16 protein-coding genes are annotated in these 15,997 nt (G+C 66.6%); 5 read left to right on the top strand and 11 right to left on the bottom strand.

Going from position 1 to position 15,997, the window contains the following annotated elements; genetic code table 11:
• Positions 1 to 184: 184 nt before the first annotated feature.
• On the top strand, positions 185 to 883 hold the full coding sequence (locus tag QX094_RS34125) for an aspartate/glutamate racemase family protein (protein ID WP_315711335.1): 699 nt from the start codon (positions 185 to 187) through the stop codon (positions 881 to 883).
• A gap of 145 nt (positions 884 to 1,028) precedes the next feature.
• Complete coding sequence (locus QX094_RS34120; protein WP_315711336.1) at positions 1,029 to 1,259, top strand: hypothetical protein; 231 nt, start codon at positions 1,029 to 1,031, stop codon at positions 1,257 to 1,259.
• 64 nt (positions 1,260 to 1,323) lie between these two features.
• Here QX094_RS34120 and QX094_RS34115 read toward each other — a convergent pair whose 3' ends face one another.
• The 4 genes from QX094_RS34115 to QX094_RS34100 form a co-directional block, all read right to left on the bottom strand.
• Complete coding sequence (locus QX094_RS34115) at positions 1,324 to 2,676, bottom strand: globin-coupled sensor protein (protein WP_315711337.1); 1,353 nt, start codon at positions 2,674 to 2,676, stop codon at positions 1,324 to 1,326.
• 223 nt (positions 2,677 to 2,899) lie between these two features.
• Entirely contained in the window at positions 2,900 to 3,067 is a 168-nt protein-coding gene (gene rpmG / locus QX094_RS34110) for a 50S ribosomal protein L33 (protein WP_015666342.1), read from the bottom strand.
• A 90-nt stretch (positions 3,068 to 3,157) separates the two neighbouring features.
• Positions 3,158 to 4,513, bottom strand: coding sequence for an LLM class flavin-dependent oxidoreductase (locus QX094_RS34105; protein ID WP_315711340.1), 1,356 nt, complete (start codon positions 4,511 to 4,513; stop codon positions 3,158 to 3,160).
• A 195-nt stretch (positions 4,514 to 4,708) separates the two neighbouring features.
• Positions 4,709 to 6,040 (bottom strand): amidohydrolase, encoded by a 1,332-nt coding sequence (locus tag QX094_RS34100; protein ID WP_316188506.1) that lies wholly within the window; start codon positions 6,038 to 6,040, stop codon positions 4,709 to 4,711.
• 98 nt (positions 6,041 to 6,138) lie between these two features.
• On the opposite strand from QX094_RS34100, the gene QX094_RS34095 reads away from it, so the two are divergent.
• Positions 6,139 to 6,519, top strand: coding sequence for a RidA family protein (locus QX094_RS34095; protein ID WP_316188505.1), 381 nt, complete (start codon positions 6,139 to 6,141; stop codon positions 6,517 to 6,519).
• Between the two features lie 34 nt (positions 6,520 to 6,553).
• Here QX094_RS34095 and QX094_RS34090 read toward each other — a convergent pair whose 3' ends face one another.
• The 4 genes from QX094_RS34090 to topA are packed head-to-tail and all read right to left on the bottom strand — an operon-like array spanning position 6,554 to position 12,953.
• A complete protein-coding gene (locus QX094_RS34090) occupies positions 6,554 to 7,312 on the bottom strand; it encodes an NUDIX hydrolase (RefSeq protein ID WP_315711343.1) in 759 nt (252 codons plus the stop codon).
• 40 nt (positions 7,313 to 7,352) lie between these two features.
• Positions 7,353 to 7,799 carry a DUF983 domain-containing protein gene (locus QX094_RS34085; RefSeq protein WP_315711344.1) on the bottom strand — a complete coding sequence of 149 codons (447 nt, stop codon included), beginning with the start codon at positions 7,797 to 7,799 and terminating at the stop codon, positions 7,353 to 7,355.
• Positions 7,796 to 10,177 carry a ribonuclease R gene (gene rnr / locus QX094_RS34080; RefSeq protein WP_315711345.1) on the bottom strand — a complete coding sequence of 794 codons (2,382 nt, stop codon included), beginning with the start codon at positions 10,175 to 10,177 and terminating at the stop codon, positions 7,796 to 7,798. The genes QX094_RS34085 and rnr overlap by 4 nt, the downstream gene beginning before the upstream one ends.
• A 4-nt stretch (positions 10,178 to 10,181) precedes the next feature.
• Positions 10,182 to 12,953 carry a type I DNA topoisomerase gene (gene topA, locus QX094_RS34075; protein WP_315711346.1) on the bottom strand — a complete coding sequence of 924 codons (2,772 nt, stop codon included), beginning with the start codon at positions 12,951 to 12,953 and terminating at the stop codon, positions 10,182 to 10,184.
• A 226-nt stretch (positions 12,954 to 13,179) separates the two neighbouring features.
• Here topA and QX094_RS34070 point away from each other — a divergent pair, with 226 nt between their 5' ends.
• On the top strand, positions 13,180 to 13,389 hold the full coding sequence (locus QX094_RS34070) for a hypothetical protein (protein ID WP_315712655.1): 210 nt from the start codon (positions 13,180 to 13,182) through the stop codon (positions 13,387 to 13,389).
• 71 nt (positions 13,390 to 13,460) lie between these two features.
• Here the strand turns inward: QX094_RS34070 and QX094_RS34065 are convergent, their stop codons facing one another.
• Together QX094_RS34065 and QX094_RS34060 are read right to left on the bottom strand one after the other, a co-directional pair.
• Positions 13,461 to 13,610: a hypothetical protein gene (locus tag QX094_RS34065; RefSeq protein WP_410052280.1), complete on the bottom strand. Its 150-nt coding sequence runs from the start codon at positions 13,608 to 13,610 to the stop codon at positions 13,461 to 13,463.
• A 114-nt stretch (positions 13,611 to 13,724) separates the two neighbouring features.
• Positions 13,725 to 14,336 carry an FMN-dependent NADH-azoreductase gene (locus tag QX094_RS34060; RefSeq protein WP_315711347.1) on the bottom strand — a complete coding sequence of 204 codons (612 nt, stop codon included), beginning with the start codon at positions 14,334 to 14,336 and terminating at the stop codon, positions 13,725 to 13,727.
• 97 nt (positions 14,337 to 14,433) lie between these two features.
• On the opposite strand from QX094_RS34060, the gene QX094_RS34055 reads away from it, so the two are divergent.
• Complete coding sequence (locus tag QX094_RS34055; protein ID WP_315711348.1) at positions 14,434 to 14,832, top strand: helix-turn-helix domain-containing protein; 399 nt, start codon at positions 14,434 to 14,436, stop codon at positions 14,830 to 14,832.
• 3 nt (positions 14,833 to 14,835) lie between these two features.
• Here QX094_RS34055 and dprA read toward each other — a convergent pair whose 3' ends face one another.
• A complete protein-coding gene (dprA, locus tag QX094_RS34050; RefSeq protein WP_315711350.1) occupies positions 14,836 to 15,954 on the bottom strand; it encodes a DNA-processing protein DprA in 1,119 nt (372 codons plus the stop codon).
• Positions 15,955 to 15,997 lie beyond the last annotated feature (43 nt).

The following is a 15,997-nucleotide window of genomic DNA, read 5'->3' as shown; positions in this document are numbered from 1 at the left end:
TGCGCGCGATCTGTTGCAACCGCGTCATTGCGAGCACAGCGAAGCAAGCCAGGGCTCAGCAAGGACTCTGGATTGCTTCGCTGTGCGCGCAATGGCAGAGGATGGTGCGTGGTGGGTTGATGTTCACCCTCGGCCGCTTTTCGCGCTATCATCGTCGTCAACGTTGATGGAAATGGAACGACGAATGGCAAAACATATCGGCATCGTCGGCTGCTCCGCCGAGGGCGCGGCGCTCTGCTATCGCACGATCTGCAAGGAGGGCGCCGACCTGCTCGGGCCGCATGCCCATCCCGAGGTGTCGATGCACACGCCGTCGCTCGCCGACTACGTGGCCTGCCTCGATCGCGGCAATCTCGATGGCGTCGCCGAGCTGATGCTGACCTCGGCGCGCAAGCTCGCCGCGGCCGGCGCGGATTTCCTGATCTGCCCGGACAACACCATCCACCAGGCCCTGCCGCTGGTGCTGCCGCGCTCTCCGCTGCCGTGGTTGCACATCGCCGACGTGGTCGCGACGGAAGCGGTCAGGAGAGGCTACAGGCGTATCGGCATCACCGGCACCAAATGGCTGGTCGACAGCAATGTCTATCCGGATAGCTTGACCGCACGCGGGCTGGCGTTCGCGCGTCCGGAAGAAGCCGATCGCGTCGAAGCCAACCGCATCATCATGGATGAGCTGGTCTACGGGCGGTTTCAGCCGCCCTCCGTCGCCGCGTTTCAGGCGATCATCGCGCGACTGAAGGAGGAAGGTTGCGATGCCGTCGCGCTCGGCTGCACCGAGATTCCGCTGATCATCGACGATGCCAACTCGCCTCTGCCGACGTTGGATTCGACGCGTCTGCTCGCGCGTGCTGCGCTGGCGCGGGCCACGTCCTGCGCCGGCTGAGAATTGCGGCAAGGCGCTGGCCGTTCAGAGTGGGACGTGCAGGCAGCACTGGCTGCGACGCTCGCCATCCGGCCTTCGGACGCACAGTTCCGTCGGAACCCCCTTGGGCGGGAAACGTTTGTTTCAGCCCAAGGAGGAGCGCCCAATGAAGAAGCTGATATTTGCGGTTGCCGTGTCGCTGTCCGTTCTGCCGCCATTTGCCATGGCTCAGGGCCATATGGGGACGCCGCAGGAGCAGAAGGCTTGCGCGCCCGACGCCAAGCGCTTCTGCCGCGCTCAGCTCGGCGATGACTTCGGCGTCCAGAACTGTCTGACGCAGAACCGGGCCAAGCTGAGCAAGCGCTGCTCGGCGGTGTTCCTGAGCCACGGGATGTAAGCCGGCGCGCAGCGTCGCGACGTCGCAGGGCGGACGGCCAACGCCGATCCGCCCTTCTTTGTAGTCAGGCCGCACGGACCCTGCGCAAGAATTTCTCCAGCTCATCCTTGAGGTGATCGCTCTCGCGCGACAGCGAGTGCGCGGATGACAGCACCTGCGCGGAGGCGGTGCCGGTGGCGCTGGCGCCCTTGCTGACGTCGCCGATGTTGCCGACGACGCGCGCGGTGCCGCCGGCGACCTCCTGCACGTTGCGCGAGATCTGCCCCGTCGCGGCGCCTTGCTGCTCGACGGCGGCGGCGATGCCGGCGGCGATCTCCGAGATCTGCTGGATGGTGCCGCCGATCTGCTTGATCGAGGCGACCGAGGACTGCGTCGCGCTCTGAATGCCTTCGATCTGCTGGCCGATCTCCTCGGTGGCCTTGGCGGTCTGCGACGCCAGCGCCTTGACCTCGGAGGCCACCACCGCGAAACCGCGGCCGGCGTCGCCGGCGCGCGCCGCCTCGATGGTCGCGTTCAGCGCCAGCAGGTTGGTCTGGGCGGCGATCGAGGTGATCAGCTTGAGCACGTCGCCGATGCGCTCGGCGGTGCGCGACAGCTCGCTGATGCCGACATCGGTCTGCTCGATCTGGCGAACGGCCTCCTTGGCAATGGTGGTCGATTCCCTGACCTGCCGCCCGATCTCATGGACCGAGGAGGTCATCTCCTCGGCGGCCGAGGCGACCGACTGCACGTTGGTCGAGACCTGGCCCGAGGCCGAGGCCGCGCTGGCCGACAGGTGCTGGGTCTGCTCGGCGGTCTTGGTCAGCGTGTTGGCCGAGACCTCGAGCGTGCGCGCGTCCGCATGGACCTTGTTGATGATCTGGCCGACGGTGGCTTCGAACTCGTCGGCCATGCGTTGCATGGCGACGTGCTGCTCGGTCTTGGCCGCATCGAGATAGACCGAGATGGCGAGATCCATGTCGATCATTGCCGCCTTGGTGATCGCAGCCTGCAGCGCGGCCTTCTTCTCGCGGGCCGCCTGGCCGCCGAACCAGCCGTCCGCGATCTCCGTCTCGATCGCCTTCTGCAGCCCGGTCACGATCAGCGAATAGCCGGCGATGTACCAGCGCGGCTCCAGCCCCATCCGGTTGTGCGCCTGGCCGATCCTCGTCACGGACTTCACATAGGCATCGTCGAACTTCGCGGTCGCCAGCGACATCCAATGGTCGAGCTGGGCCTTCGAGGCGTGCCGCATCGCGGCCTGGCTGGAGAACATCTTGGCGAGATGCGGGACCTTGCCGACATGGGCGTAGAACTGCTCCAGCAGGCCGGGCAGCACCTTGCCGATCAGCGGCCGCAGCTCCCGCAGCGCCTCTCGGGTCGCATTGTCGATGCCGATGAAATCGAGACGGGACTGCAAAGTCTGAAGATCGGTCATCACTGGTCTGCCGGTAAGATAAGGAGGGAGACGCTGCGGGGGGGGGCGCCGCTACCCCAAATCGCACGGGTTTGGTTGATGGCTCCTTAAGTCGGGAACCAGATTCAGCCGCAGCCAATGGACCGATCAGAAGCGGACGGCCCGTGCCGCAGCAGTGGGAGCATCGCGCGCAATAAAAAACGGGGCCGAAACGGCCCCGTTGAAGTCGCAGCAGACCGCGATCTTACTTGATCTTGGCTTCGCGGAATTCGACGTGCTTGCGCGCGACCGGGTCATACTTCTTCTTGACCATCTTGTCGGTCATGGTGCGCGAGTTCTTCTTGGCAACGTAATAGAAGCCGGTGTCGGCGGTCGACACGAGCTTGACCTTGATGGTGACCGCTTTGGCCATGTCTTGAACCTCTGGAATCGGGATCGGGGGTGGGCACCGGCCAAAGAGGGGGCGCCGTTGGCCGGCAACCTACCCAGCCAGCCCCCAAAGTCAAGGTTTGAGGGCCAGATTCTGGGGTCCCTGGGCCGCGAAGAAGCGGTTTTTCGGTCGGGGCAGGCCGAGATTGTCCCGCAGGGTCGGCCCCTCATACTCCGTCCGGAAGATCCCGCGGCGCTGCAGCTCGGGAATCACCTTGTCGACGACGTCGTCGAGCCCCGCGGGGAGGAACGGGAACATGATGTTGAAACCGTCCGACCCACGGCTTTCCAGCCACTCCTGCATCTGGTCGGCGATCGTCTTGGCGGTGCCGACGAAGGACAGACCGCCGTAGCCGCCGACCCGCTGCGCCAGTTGCCGCACCGTGAGCTGGTCGCGCGCGGCGACATCGACCAGGCGCTGGCGGCCGCTCTTGGAGGCGTTGGTCTCGGGGATATCAGGCAGCGGACCGTCGGGATCGAAGCCGGAAGCGTCGGTGCCGAGGATGACCGAGAGCGAGGCGATGGCGCTGTCGTAATGCACCATGCTGTCGAGCAGCGCGCGCTTCTCCTTCGCCTCGTCGACGCTGTCGCCGACCACCACGAAGGCGCCGGGCAGGATCTTCAGATGCTCAGGATCACGGCCGATCTTGTCCATGCGGCCCTTGATGTCGGCATAGAGCTTCTGCCCATCGGCGAGGCTGCCGCCGCCTGTGAACACGGCCTCCGCCGTCTCCGCCGCGAGCTGCTTGCCGTCCTCCGAGGCGCCGGCCTGTACGATCACCGGCCAGCCCTGCACGGGGCGGGCGATGTTGAGCGGGCCGCGGACTTTCAGATATTTGCCCTTGTGGTCGAGCACGTGCATCTTGTCGGGATCGAAGAACAGCCCGCTCTCGACGTCGCGCACGAAGGCATCGTCGGCAAACGAATCCCACAGGCCGGTGACGACGTCGTAGAACTCGCGGGCGCGCTTGTAGCGCTCGGCGTGCTCCATGTGATCGTCGAGGCCGAAATTAAGCGCGGCATCCGGGTTCGACGTGGTGACGATGTTCCAGCCGGCACGTCCGCCCGAGATGTGGTCCAGCGAGGCGAAGCGGCGGGCGAGGTGATAGGGCTCGTCGAAGGTGGTCGATCCGGTCGCGATCAGCCCGATGTTCTCGGTCACCGCCGACAGCGCCGAGAGCAGCGTGAAGGGCTCGAACGAAGTCACGGTGTGGCTGCGCTTGAGCGCATTGATCGGCATGTTCAGGACCGCGAGATGGTCGGCCATGAAGAAGGCGTCGAACTTGCCGGCCTCCAATTTCCGGATGAGCTGCTTGAGATGCGCGAAGTTGAAATTGGCGTCCGGCCAGGCGCCGGGATAGCGCCACGCGCCGGTGTGGATGGAGACCGGGCGCATGAAGGCGCCGAGCTTGAGTTGACGGGGAGCCATGGGGTGTCCGTGGATGGTTGATCTCTTGAGCAGATAGGAACTCGCCCGATCCGCGTCAGCAACCCACGGCAGAACACGATTTCGTTTTTGCGGTCGTGCGCAGCACGCTCATTCTGTCGTGAGGCAATACAGGTTACGCAGCAAATGGTGTCGTAGGGCTGCCCGTCTCATGGCGAGTCATTCGTGGCCGGACAACTAATGCCTCCGTGCGCGTGCATCGAACGCCGACAGCACGGCGAGCGTCATCGCGGTGACGCCGGTCTCGATGGTCGGCTTGGGCACCGGCGCGAACAGCTGCGAGCGGTTCGGCGGCAGCCGCGGACCACCATGACGTGCAGCCGCGACGCGCTCTGGATCATAGACGCCGATGTTGAAGACCATCGATGGCACGCCGGCCTTGACGTACTCCGCATAGTCGTCACTTGCGGTGCTCGGCGGCGATCTCGTCAACCTGTCGCCGAACGCCGCCTTCAGCACCGGCTCGGCCGCCGCGACGAGCGCGTCGTCGTTGATCACGGCATCCGTCCGTTGCTCCAACTCGATACCGGGCCGCGGAGCGCCGGCCATGGCCGCCACAGCCATGGCGGTTCGCTCGATCTCTCCCAGCATCTTGGCGCGGGCCTCCGGCCTGAAGCTCCTGATGGTCACGGGCATGACCGCGTCGTCCGGGATGATCTCGCTGGCGGTGCCGCCTTGGATCACTCCGACGAGGACGCCGGGCTCGGTTGGGTCCTTCTCGCGGCGGATCACGCTCTGCAGATCGACAAGGAAGCGTGCCGCCATCATGATTGGCTTGATGGTGGTATGCGGCGCCGAGTCATGGACGCCGCGGCCATAGAAGCGGATCGACAGGCCATCCATGCTCGATGAACCGACGCCGACCCGATACGTTACATCACCATGTGCGAAGCCGCCGCTATGCAGCGCAAAGCCGACATCGGGTTTCGGAAAGCGGGTGAACAGGCCGTCGGCCAGCATCGCCTTCGCGCCCGCGACCTCCTCCTCGGCGGGCTGGCCGACGAACATCAGCGTGCCCTTCCACTTGTCCTTGAGGCCTATGAGCGTCCTGGCCGTGCCGACCCAGCTCACCATGTGCACGTCGTGGCCGCAACTATGCGCGACGAAGGTCACGCGCCCGTTCCAATTGGCCGTGTCGCGGCTCGCATAGGGCAGGCCGGTCTTCTCCTCCATCGGCAGCGCATCGAGCTCGGTGCGCAACATGATGGTCGGGCCCTCGCCATTGCGATAGAGCGCGACGAGTCCGGTCTTGCCGACCTTCTCGGTGACCTGGAAGCCGACGCTGCGCATCTCCTCCGCAAGCTTCGCCGCCGTCTTGACCTCCTGGAAGGCGAGCTCCGGATGGGCGTGCAGGTCCTTGTAGAGCATGTCGAGCGCCGGGTAGTCGCGCTCGAGCGAGGCCGCGATCGTCGATGTCAAGGCTGCGACGTCGAGCTCGGCATGGGCCGGTGGCGAGGCCAGCGCGATCAGCGCGACCGACGCGAATAGACGCCCGAGAGACTGCTTCATGGATTGGCTCCACGATACGTGTGGCCTACTCTACGACCCATCGGCTTAGCCGCCCAGCACGTCTTTCGGCATCTTCGCGGCTTGCAAGGAGCACTGGCTTGTCAGAGAGGCTCAACATCTCCTCGGGCTATCCATTCGAGGAGACCTACGGCTATGCGCGGGCGGTGAGGGTCGGCAACCAGGTCTTCGTCTCGGGAACGACTGCGCGCGGTATCGATCTGGACAGCGATGCCTTCGGCCAGGCAACGAGCGTGATGGCCATCATCGCCGGCGCCTTGCAGCAGGCCGGGGCGGATCTCCGGCACGTGGTGCGGACGGTGGTCTACGTGACCGACATGGCGGACACCGACGCGGTGGCCCGCGCGCATAGCGAGGCCTTCGGGGCAGTGCGGCCCGCGAGCACGCTGGTGAAGGTCGCGGGCCTCACGCCTGAGAGGGCACGGGTCGAAATCGAGGTCACCGCCATCGTTCACGACTGAGCATCGCCGCGGCGGGGCGCCGTGAGCAGTGCGATCACCCGCCCAGGACGTCCTTCTGCATCTTGCCGCCGTAGAAATGGAAGAACGGCACCGGGGCGTCGTGGCGCAGCGGGCCGGTGGCGAGGCGGCGGTCGAGCTCGTGGAGCACGTTCTTGGTCATCGGGTGCAGATCGGCGAGCGGCTTGGAGCCGAGCTCGACCCAGACCAGCTCGACCAGCTCCGCATCGGCGTGGATCACGCCGTCGACGCGATGGGTGATGGCGGAGGCATCGGCGGTGAAGAAGCGCGTGTCGAAGCGCTTGATGCGGCCGGGCGGGGTGATGGCGCGGGCGATCAGGAACAGGCCGGAGGGATCGGGCAGCAGGCCGGCGTCAGCGAACGGCGCCCATGGCCCGTCCAGTTTCGGCGCGGAGCCGCCGACCTTGCGTCCGAGACAGAGACCGGTTTCCTCACAGGCCTCGCGGATCGCGGCGACGGCGAGCGACTTCGCGCGCGAGGCCGTCGTCTGCGGCTTGCCCTTGAACAGATTGGCTTCGAGCTCGGCCGGCATCGGCGCTGCGACGGGGATGCGATGATCTGACTTGTCGACGCGGCCGCCCGGGAAGACGAACTTGCCGGGCATGAACACGACCTTGTCGTGGCGCTTGCCGACCAGCACCTTCGGCACCGTGCCGCTGCGATCCACCAGGATCAACGTCGCAGCATCCTTCGGCTTGGTGTAGGGATGATGGTCGGCTTCCTTCTCGGCCGGCTTGCCCGCCGCTGCGCCCGTGGCCTGTGCCGTCTCGCTCATGTCCTCCCCGCTTTTTCTTATTCGTTGATTGTCTGGTCGCTCAGACCGGCGGAATGCCTTCCACCGGATTGTCGTCGAAGCCGTGCATGCGGAACGCCCATTGCAGCCCGACGACGGCGCCCTTGACCGGCTGAATCAAGGCGAGCGCGGCGACCAAGGTCACCGGCAGATAGATTGCGAGCTGCAGCGCCACCGGCGGCGCGTAGTTGGTCTCGATCGAGAGCACCAGCGGCACGATGATGTGGCCGACGATGACGATCACGAGATAGGCTGGAAGATCGTCGGCGCGATGCCCGGAGAAATCCTGGCCGCAGCGGTCGCAGTTGTCCGCGACCTTCAGGAAGGCGCGGAACAGCTTGCCCTCGCCGCAGCGCGGGCAGCGGCCGCGCAGGCCGCGCTTCATCGCTGTCCAGACGTCGCGCTTCTCGGCGAGGCCGGTGTCGCGCGTCCACGTCTGCGGGGGCAATGTGCTGGGCGTTGAGGTCATGGCGTCCACGATCTGCCTTTCTTCGATGTGCCGGGCTTGCGTTTTGCCCCTGCCGTTTGACTTTCCTTGCGGTTTTTTTCTTTGTGCTTCGGCCGCGCCTCGGCCTTGGCGCGCTTCGTTGCCTTGCTCTTGGCCCTTGCCTTGATCCCGGCCTTGCCCTTCGGCCGCTCGCGGCGGCCGTGGCGCGAGACAAGCACGTCGGCCTGCGTCAAGAGTTCGAAGCGCAGCGCGCCGGCCACCGGCTGAGCTTCTACCAGACGCACGTCGACGACGTCACCCAGCCGGTGCATGGCACCGCTGCGCTGGCCGATCAGCGCATGCCGCGTCTCATCATAGTCGAAATATTCCGTGCCGAGGGTCCGGATCGGAACCAGGCCGTCGGCGCCGGTCTCGTCGAGCTTGATGAAGAGGCCGGCGCGGGTGACGCCGGAAATGCGGCCCTGGAAAGTGGCGCCGACTCGGTCCGCCAAGTGATGGGCGATCAGGCGGTCGGCAGTCTCGCGCTCAGCCTTCATCGCGCGCCGCTCGGTGACCGAGATCTGCGCCGCGACCTCGGTGAGATGATCCGGCGTCTCGCTGTCGGGCAGGGCGCCGTCACCGAGGCCCAGCGCGCGCAGCAGGCCGCGATGCACGACGAGGTCGGCGTAGCGGCGGATCGGTGAGGTGAAATGCGCGTAGCGGCGCAGGTTCAGGCCGAAATGTCCGTAATTGTCGGTCGAATATTCCGCCTGCGCCTGCGAGCGCAGCACGACCTCGTTGACGAGATGCTCGTAGTCCTGGCCGGCCACCAGCGTCAGCACGCGGTTGAACAGCGATGGCCTGAGCGCGCCGCTCTTGGCAAAGGGCACGTCGAGCGTCTTCAGGAATTCCTGCAGCGCATGGATCTTCTCCACCGTCGGCTCGTCATGCACGCGGTAGATCAGCGGCAGCGCCTTCTTCTCCAGCAGTTCGGCCGCGGCGACGTTGGCCGAGATCATGAACTCCTCGATCAGTCTGTGGGCGTCGAGGCGCTCCGGCACGACGACGCGGTCGACCGTGCCGTCTTTCTTGAGCAGGATCTTGCGCTCGGGAATGTCGAGGTCGAGCGGATCGCGCGCGTCCCGGCCGCGCTTGGCGACCTCATAGGCGGCATAAAGCGGCTTCAGGATCGGCTCGAGCAGGGGACCGGTGACGTCGTCCGGCTTGCCATCGATGGCGGCCTGCGCCTGTGCGTAGGACAGTTTGGCGGCCGAGCGCATCAGCACGCGGTGGAACGAGTGCGAGCGCTTGCGGCCGTCGGCCCCGAGCACCATGCGCACGGCGAGCGCGCCGCGCGCTTCGCCCGGCACCAGCGAGCACAGATTGTTGGAGATGCGCTCCGGCAGCATCGGCACGACGCGGTCGGGGAAGTAGACCGAGTTGCCGCGGATCAGCGCGTCGCGGTCGAGCGCCGATCCCGGCCGCACATAGTAGGCGACGTCGGCGATGGCGACATGGACAATGAAGCCGCCGACATTGTTCGGATCGGGATCCGGCTCGGCATGAACCGCGTCGTCGTGGTCCTTGGCATCGGGCGGATCGATCGTGACCAGCGGCAGCTCGCGCCAGTCCTCGCGGCCCTTCAAGGTCGCGGGCTGCGCGGCTTCGGCCTCAGCGACGGCTGCGGCCGAGAAGTCCATCGGGATCTCGTGGGCATGGATGGCGATCAGGCTGATCGCCTTCTCGGTCGCGACCGAGCCGTAGCGCTCCTTCACCCGGCCCGAGGGCAGGCCGTAGCCGCGGCCGCGCAGCAGGTCGACGCTGATGAGATCGCCGTCCTTGGCGTCCTTGGTGTCGGCGGGGGCGATGGAGAGCTCGCGTCCGGCCTGCTTCTTGTCGACCGGAATCAGGCGGCCGCCGCCGCCTGGATTGCTGCGGAAAATGCCGAGCACGCGCGGCCGCGCCTGATCCAGCACCTTGAGGACGCGGCCGCGATAGGAGACGCCGCCATCATCCTTGATCGGCTCGACCCGCAGCAGCGCGCGGTCGCCGACGCCGGCCACCGAGCCCGGCCCGGCATGACGCGGCGTGTGGATGCGGATGCGCGGCGGCTCGGACTGCTCGGCCTCGTCCCACTCGGCCGGCTTGGCGATCAATTCGCCGTCACTGTCGCGCCCGGTGATGTCGGCGACCAGCGTGGCCGGCAGGGACGCGGTCTCGACGACCTTCTTGCGGCCGCTCTTCTTCACCGTGCCGTCGGCGACGAGTTCGCGCAGCAACTGCTTGAGCGCGACGCGATCGGCGTTCTTCAGGCCGAACGCGCGGGCGATGTCCTTGGTGCCAACCTTGCCCGGATTGGCGCGGATGAAGGCGACGATGGCCTCCCGCGAAGGGAAGCCGATGTCGCGCTTTTGGGTCATTTTCTCATCCGCGGGCCTTGCCGGCGCTTTTCTTGGGCGTCGCCTTGGTCGCAGGCTTGGCCGAGGTCTTGGCGGCCTTGGCAACCGGCGCACGCGCCTTGCTGGTGGAGTCTGATTTCGGTTTGGCGGCCGCCTTCTTCGCCACGGCCTTTTTCGCCGGCTTCGGCGTGTCGTCGTCGCCGCCGGTCTTCGGCTTGGCCTTGCTGGCAGCCGCTTTGCTGGCAGCCTTGGCCGGCTTCGCAGCAGCCTTGCCCTTGGCCTTCTTGCCGCCGCCCTTGGCGGCGCGCTCGTCGAGCAGGACGATCGCCTCGGCGAGCGTGATCGTATCCTTTTCCTTGTCGCCGGGAATGGTGGCGTTGACGCCGCCGGCGGTGACATAGGCGCCGTAGCGGCCGGCCTTGACGGCGACAGGGCCGAGCGAGGGATGGTCGCCGAGCGCCTTGCCGGGATCGGCGCCGAACCGCTTGCTCGGGCCCTTGGCGATCTTCTCGGCGATCAGGGTGACGGCGCGGTTGAGGCCGATGTCGAACACCTCGTCGCCGGCCTCCAGGCTCGCATACGTCTTGTCGTGCTTCACGAACGGCCCGAAGCGGCCGAGATTGGCGATGATCGGCAGACCCGTCTCCGGATGGATGCCCACCTCACGCGGCAGCGACAGCAGCTTCAGCGCGTAGTCGAGCTCGAGGCTCGCGGGCGACGTCCCTTTCGGGATGCCGGCGCGCTTCGGCTTCTCGCCCTCGGCGTAATCCTTCTGCTCGCCGAGCTGGATGTAGGGGCCGAAGCGGCCGGCCTTGACGACGACGTCGAGGCCGGTGTCCGGATCCTGGCCGAGCACGCGGTCGGCCGCGGCCTCGCTGTCGGCGGCGAGCGGGCGGGTGTAGCGGCATTCCGGATAGTTCGAGCAGCCGACGAAGGCGCCGAACTTGCCGGCCTTGAGGTTGAGCCGTCCGGTGCCGCAGGTCGGGCACTGCCGGACATCGCCGCCATCGTCGCGCGGCGGGTAGATGTGCGGCCCCAGCATCTCGTCGAGCGCGTCGAGCACCTGCGCCACGCGCAGATCCTTGATGTCGTCGACGGCGCCGATGAAGCCGGTCCAGAAATCCTTCAGCACCTGCTGCCAGGCGATCTCGTTGTTGGAGATGCGGTCGAGCTGCTCCTCGAGATCCGCCGTGAAATCGTACTCGACGTAGCGGCGGAAGAAGTTCTCCAGGAAGGCGATGACGACGCGGCCCTTGTCCTCGCCGTGCAGCCGCTTCTTTTCGAGCTTCACATAGCCGCGGTCCTTCAGCACCTGCAGGATCGAGGCATAGGTCGAGGGCCGGCCGATGCCGAGCTCCTCCATGCGCTTGACCAGCGAGGCCTCCGAGAAGCGCGGCGGCGGCTCGGTGAAATGCTGGGTGACGGCGAGATTCTGCCGCTTCAGCGGCTCGTTCGGGCTCATCTGCGGCAGGCGGCGGCCGTCCTCGTCCTCCTCGTCGTCGCGGCCTTCCTGATAGAGGGCGAGGAAGCCGTCGAACTTGATGACCTGGCCGGTGGCGCGCAGCTCCAGGGTGCGGGCGCCGGCCTTGGCGATGATGTCGACGGTGGTGCGCTCCAGCTCGGCGGATTCCATCTGGCTCGCGATGGTGCGGGTCCAGATCAGCTCGTAGAGCTTGGCCTGGTCGTCATCGAGCCGCTTGCGTAGCTCGGCGGGCTTGCGCGACAGGTCGGTCGGGCGGATCGCTTCATGCGCTTCCTGGGCGTTCTTGGCCTTGGCCTGGTACTGGCGCGGGCTCTCCGGCACATATTTGTTGCCGTAGATCTCGCCGATCACCTTGCGGGCCTGGGTGATCGCCGAGCCGTCGATCTGCACGCCGTCGGTTCGCATATAGGTAATGAGACCGGTGGTTTCGCCGCCGATGTCGATGCCTTCATAGAGACGCTGCGCGATGCGCATCGTGTGCGCCGGCGCGAAGCCGAGCTTGCGGCTCGCTTCCTGCTGCAGGGTCGACGTCGTGAAGGGCGCCTGCGGGTTGCGGCGCGCCGGCTTGGCGTCGACGGTCGCGACCGTGTAGCTCGCCGCGTTGAGCGCGGTCTTGAAATCCTCGGCCTCCGCGCCGGTGCCGATGTCGAGCCGCTGGATCTTCTTGCCATCGGCGCCGACGAGACGCGCCTCGAAGGTGTCGCCGCGCGGCGTCGCCAAGGTTGCGATCAGCGACCAGTATTCGCGCGGCACGAACTTCTCGATCTCCAGCTCGCGATCGCAGACGAGGCGCAGCGCGACCGACTGCACGCGTCCGGCCGAGCGGGCGCCCGGCAGCTTGCGCCACAGCACGGGAGAGAGAGTGAAGCCCACGAGGTAATCGAGTGCGCGGCGCGCCATGTAGGCGTCGACCAGCGCACCGTCGATCTGCCGCGGATGCTTCATCGCCTCCGAGACGGCCTGCTTGGTGATGGCGTTGAAGACGACGCGCTCGATCTTCTGATCCTTGAGCGCGCGCTTCTCCTTCAACACCTCCAGCACATGCCAGGAAATCGCTTCGCCTTCGCGATCAGGGTCGGTGGCGAGAATCAGCCGGTCAGCGCCCTTCAGCGATTTGGCGATGTCGTTGAGTCGGCCCGCCGCCTTGGGATCGACCTCCCAGATCATGCGGAAATTCTCGTCCGGATCGACGGAACCGTTCTTGGCCGGAAGGTCGCGGACATGACCGAAAGAGGCCAGAACCTCGTAGGAGGAGCCCAGATACTTGTTGATCGTCTTGGCCTTGGCAGGCGACTCCACGATGACGATATTCATGTATTTCCAATGGCTTAGTGGAAGGATTGAAGCTGGCTTCGCGGGATTCGCGCCGGCTGCGTTGACCCGAACATGGGTGGTGAGGGGGTTCCTGTCAAATCGAGGGATGTTGAAAGGCGATTGCGTTGGACCGGCGAAGTACCTATCAGGTTGTACGGAGCACGATGAGAACCGCGCTCTCTTGAGGTTGTTTTTCGTCAAATTCCCTTATGCTGGGTGACGGTTGTTGGCCAAGGCAGCGGACAAAAGCGACCCGGACGTCGAGGCGATGGTGGAGGATCCCGACGCCGCGGCGGCGCTGATCGCCGAGGTGACGGCCAGCCTGTCGCATCTGGCGCAGCGCCATCGTCTCGACATGCTCGATTACCTCCTGCGCATGGCGAACCTTGAGGCCGAGGAGCATCTGAGGCTGCGCAGCCGCCGCAGGCTCTGCTGACGGCCGCCCGCGCTCACCGCCGCGGGGCGAGGGTGGTTTCTCCGGCGCCAGCACCCGGCCGTCCTCCGCAGTCAGCAGCGCTTGCGAACCGGCCTGCGGTTCGCGCGGTCGACGAGCGCGGCGGCGATCTCGTCGGGGTGCTCGTCGAATTCCTCGCTCCACTGCCGCAGTGCGACCAGGATCGGAAACAGGCCGCGGCCCTTCGGCGATGGCGGTGCCACGAGCTCGCCGGCCGGAGGGCCGATCTTTCGGGGCTAACCGGCCGGGTCGGTGGCGGTTTGAGACCTGCCCCCGGGATTGAAAGCGGTGGCTGCCGGCGGCAGCCACCGAGGGACTCAAGCGGCGAGACCGCCGGCCGTCTGAATCGCCTTCGCCAGCGCCTGCTCGCGATGCTCCGGGCCGATCTGGACACCGTCGGCCGCAACGAATTCGAGATCCGTGACGCCGATGAAGCTGAAGACACTGCGCAAATAGGTCTCCAGGTGTTCGAATGCCGCCATCGGCGTGTCCGCGCCGTAATGGCCGCCGCGCGAGACCGCCACGATAATACGCTTGCCACCGGCCAGGCCTTGCGGGCCGTTCGGGCCATAGGTGAAAGTCTTGCCCTTGACAGCGATGCGGTCGACCCAGGCCTTGAGCTGGCTCGGGATGGAGAAGTTGTACATAGGGGCGCCGATCACGACGATATCGGCGGCCAGGAACTCCTCCAGCACGGCCTGTCCGGCCGCGACATCAGCTTTCACTGCGGGATCCTCAACGGGCGCACCGTATGCGACGGCGACATGCGTTCCGGACAGATGCGACAGCGGCTCGGCTGCGACATCTCGGTAAGTCACCTCCAGCCCCGGCGTGATCTGACGGAGCCGTGCGACGATCGCGGCGGACACCTGACGGCTGACGGAGTTGGGGCCGAGCACGCTGGAGTCGATGTGGAGGAGGAGGGTCATTGGTCAGTTACCTCGGTATTGGTTTGTAACTGGCGCACTATGAGTGACTATGCTGTAACCCCACAAGAACGCACATTTTTGAAACCCGGGCACAGCCATGACCCCTGCTGACAGCGATGATCCCGACCTCCCGACGCAGCCAAATCATAATGATTGCCGGGGTGTGGCCTCGATCCTGGCGCGTGTCGGCGACAAATGGAGCGTGTTCGTCATCATGATGCTTCAGGACGGGCCGAAGCGCTTCAATGAGCTGAAGCGGCTCGTCGGCGGCATCTCCCAGCGAATGCTGACCTTGACCCTGCGCGGCCTCGAGCGCGACGGGCTGGTGACGCGGACGGTGTTTCCGACCATCCCGCCGCGGGTGGATTATGAGCTGACCGATCTCGGCCGCGGGCTGTCGCAGCCGGTGCAGGCGCTCGGACAGTGGGCCATGCAGCACCAGGAGCTGATCGAGCAGGCGCGCTCGCGCTTCGACGCGCGCAGGGATGCTGACTGAGAGTCAGGTCAGCGACACCATCCCGCCGCCGTGGCGCTCCAGGCGGCCGGCCAGCTCGAGCTCGAGCAGCACCATGCGCAGCACGGCGGGTGACAGGCCGCTGATCCGGATCAGGTCGTCGACCGACACCGGGGTCGGGCCGAGCAGGGCTGTGATCTGCGCGCGGTCGTGGCTTTCGGGATCGGGGGCGAACAACTCCTCCTCCGGCTCGCGCAGCGAAAAGGGCAGCGGCCGCTCCATGATCGGGCCGACGGCCTGGATGATGTCTGCGGCTTCGGTGACGAGCGCGGCGCCCTGCTTGATGAGATCGTTGGTGCCCGCGCAGCGGGGATCGAGCGGCGAGCCCGGGACGGCGAAGACCTCGCGGCCCTGTTCGCCGGCCATGCGCGCCGTGATCAGCGAGCCCGATCGATGCGCGGCCTCGACGACGACGACGCCGAGCGAGGCGCCTGATATCAGCCGGTTGCGGCGGGGAAAGTCGCGGGCGCGCGGCTCGTGTCCGAGCGGCATCTCGGAGATTGCGGCGCCGCTGCCACTGATGATGGCGCCGAGCAGGTCGACGTGCTCCGGAGGATAGATCCGGTCATGGCCGCCGGCGAGCACCGCGACCGTGCCGCTGCCGAGGCTCGCGCGATGCGCAGCCTGATCGATGCCGCGGGCGAGGCCGGAGATGACGACGAAGCCGGCCTGGCCGAGCTCATGGGCGATCTGGCCGGCAAATTTCAGCCCGGCGGCGGAGGCGTTGCGCGAGCCGACGATGGCGATCATCGGGCGCATCAACGTCTCGCGGGCGCCACGCACCGCGAGCAACGGAGGCGCATCCTCGCAGGTGGCGAGGCGGGGCGGATAGCCGTCCTCGTCTGGCGCCCGCAGTTCGACGCCTTGCCGTTTGCAGGCTTCGAGTTCGGCCTCGGCTTCGCCGACCGTGCAGATCCGGCCGGCTCCGGCCGCGCCGCCGCGGCGTGCCAGATCGGGCAGCCGGTCGAGCGCTACGCGCGCGGTGCCGAAATGGTCGAGCAGCGAGCGGAAGGTGCGCGGGCCGACATTGTCGGACCGGATCAGGCGCAGCCGGTCGCGCCGCTCGGTGTCGCTCAGCTCGATCGTCGTGTTGATGGCATCCACGCAAAGCCCCCTTTACCGGGGACTAGAATGGAGCAACCCGAGG

The sequence above is a fragment of the Bradyrhizobium sp. SZCCHNS1050 genome (assembly GCF_032484785.1).
In the GTDB taxonomy this organism is placed as follows: Bacteria; Pseudomonadota; Alphaproteobacteria; order Rhizobiales; family Xanthobacteraceae; genus Bradyrhizobium.
The sequence above is the reverse complement of the archived record's forward strand: the minus strand, read 5'-3'. Positions and strand labels throughout refer to the sequence as shown.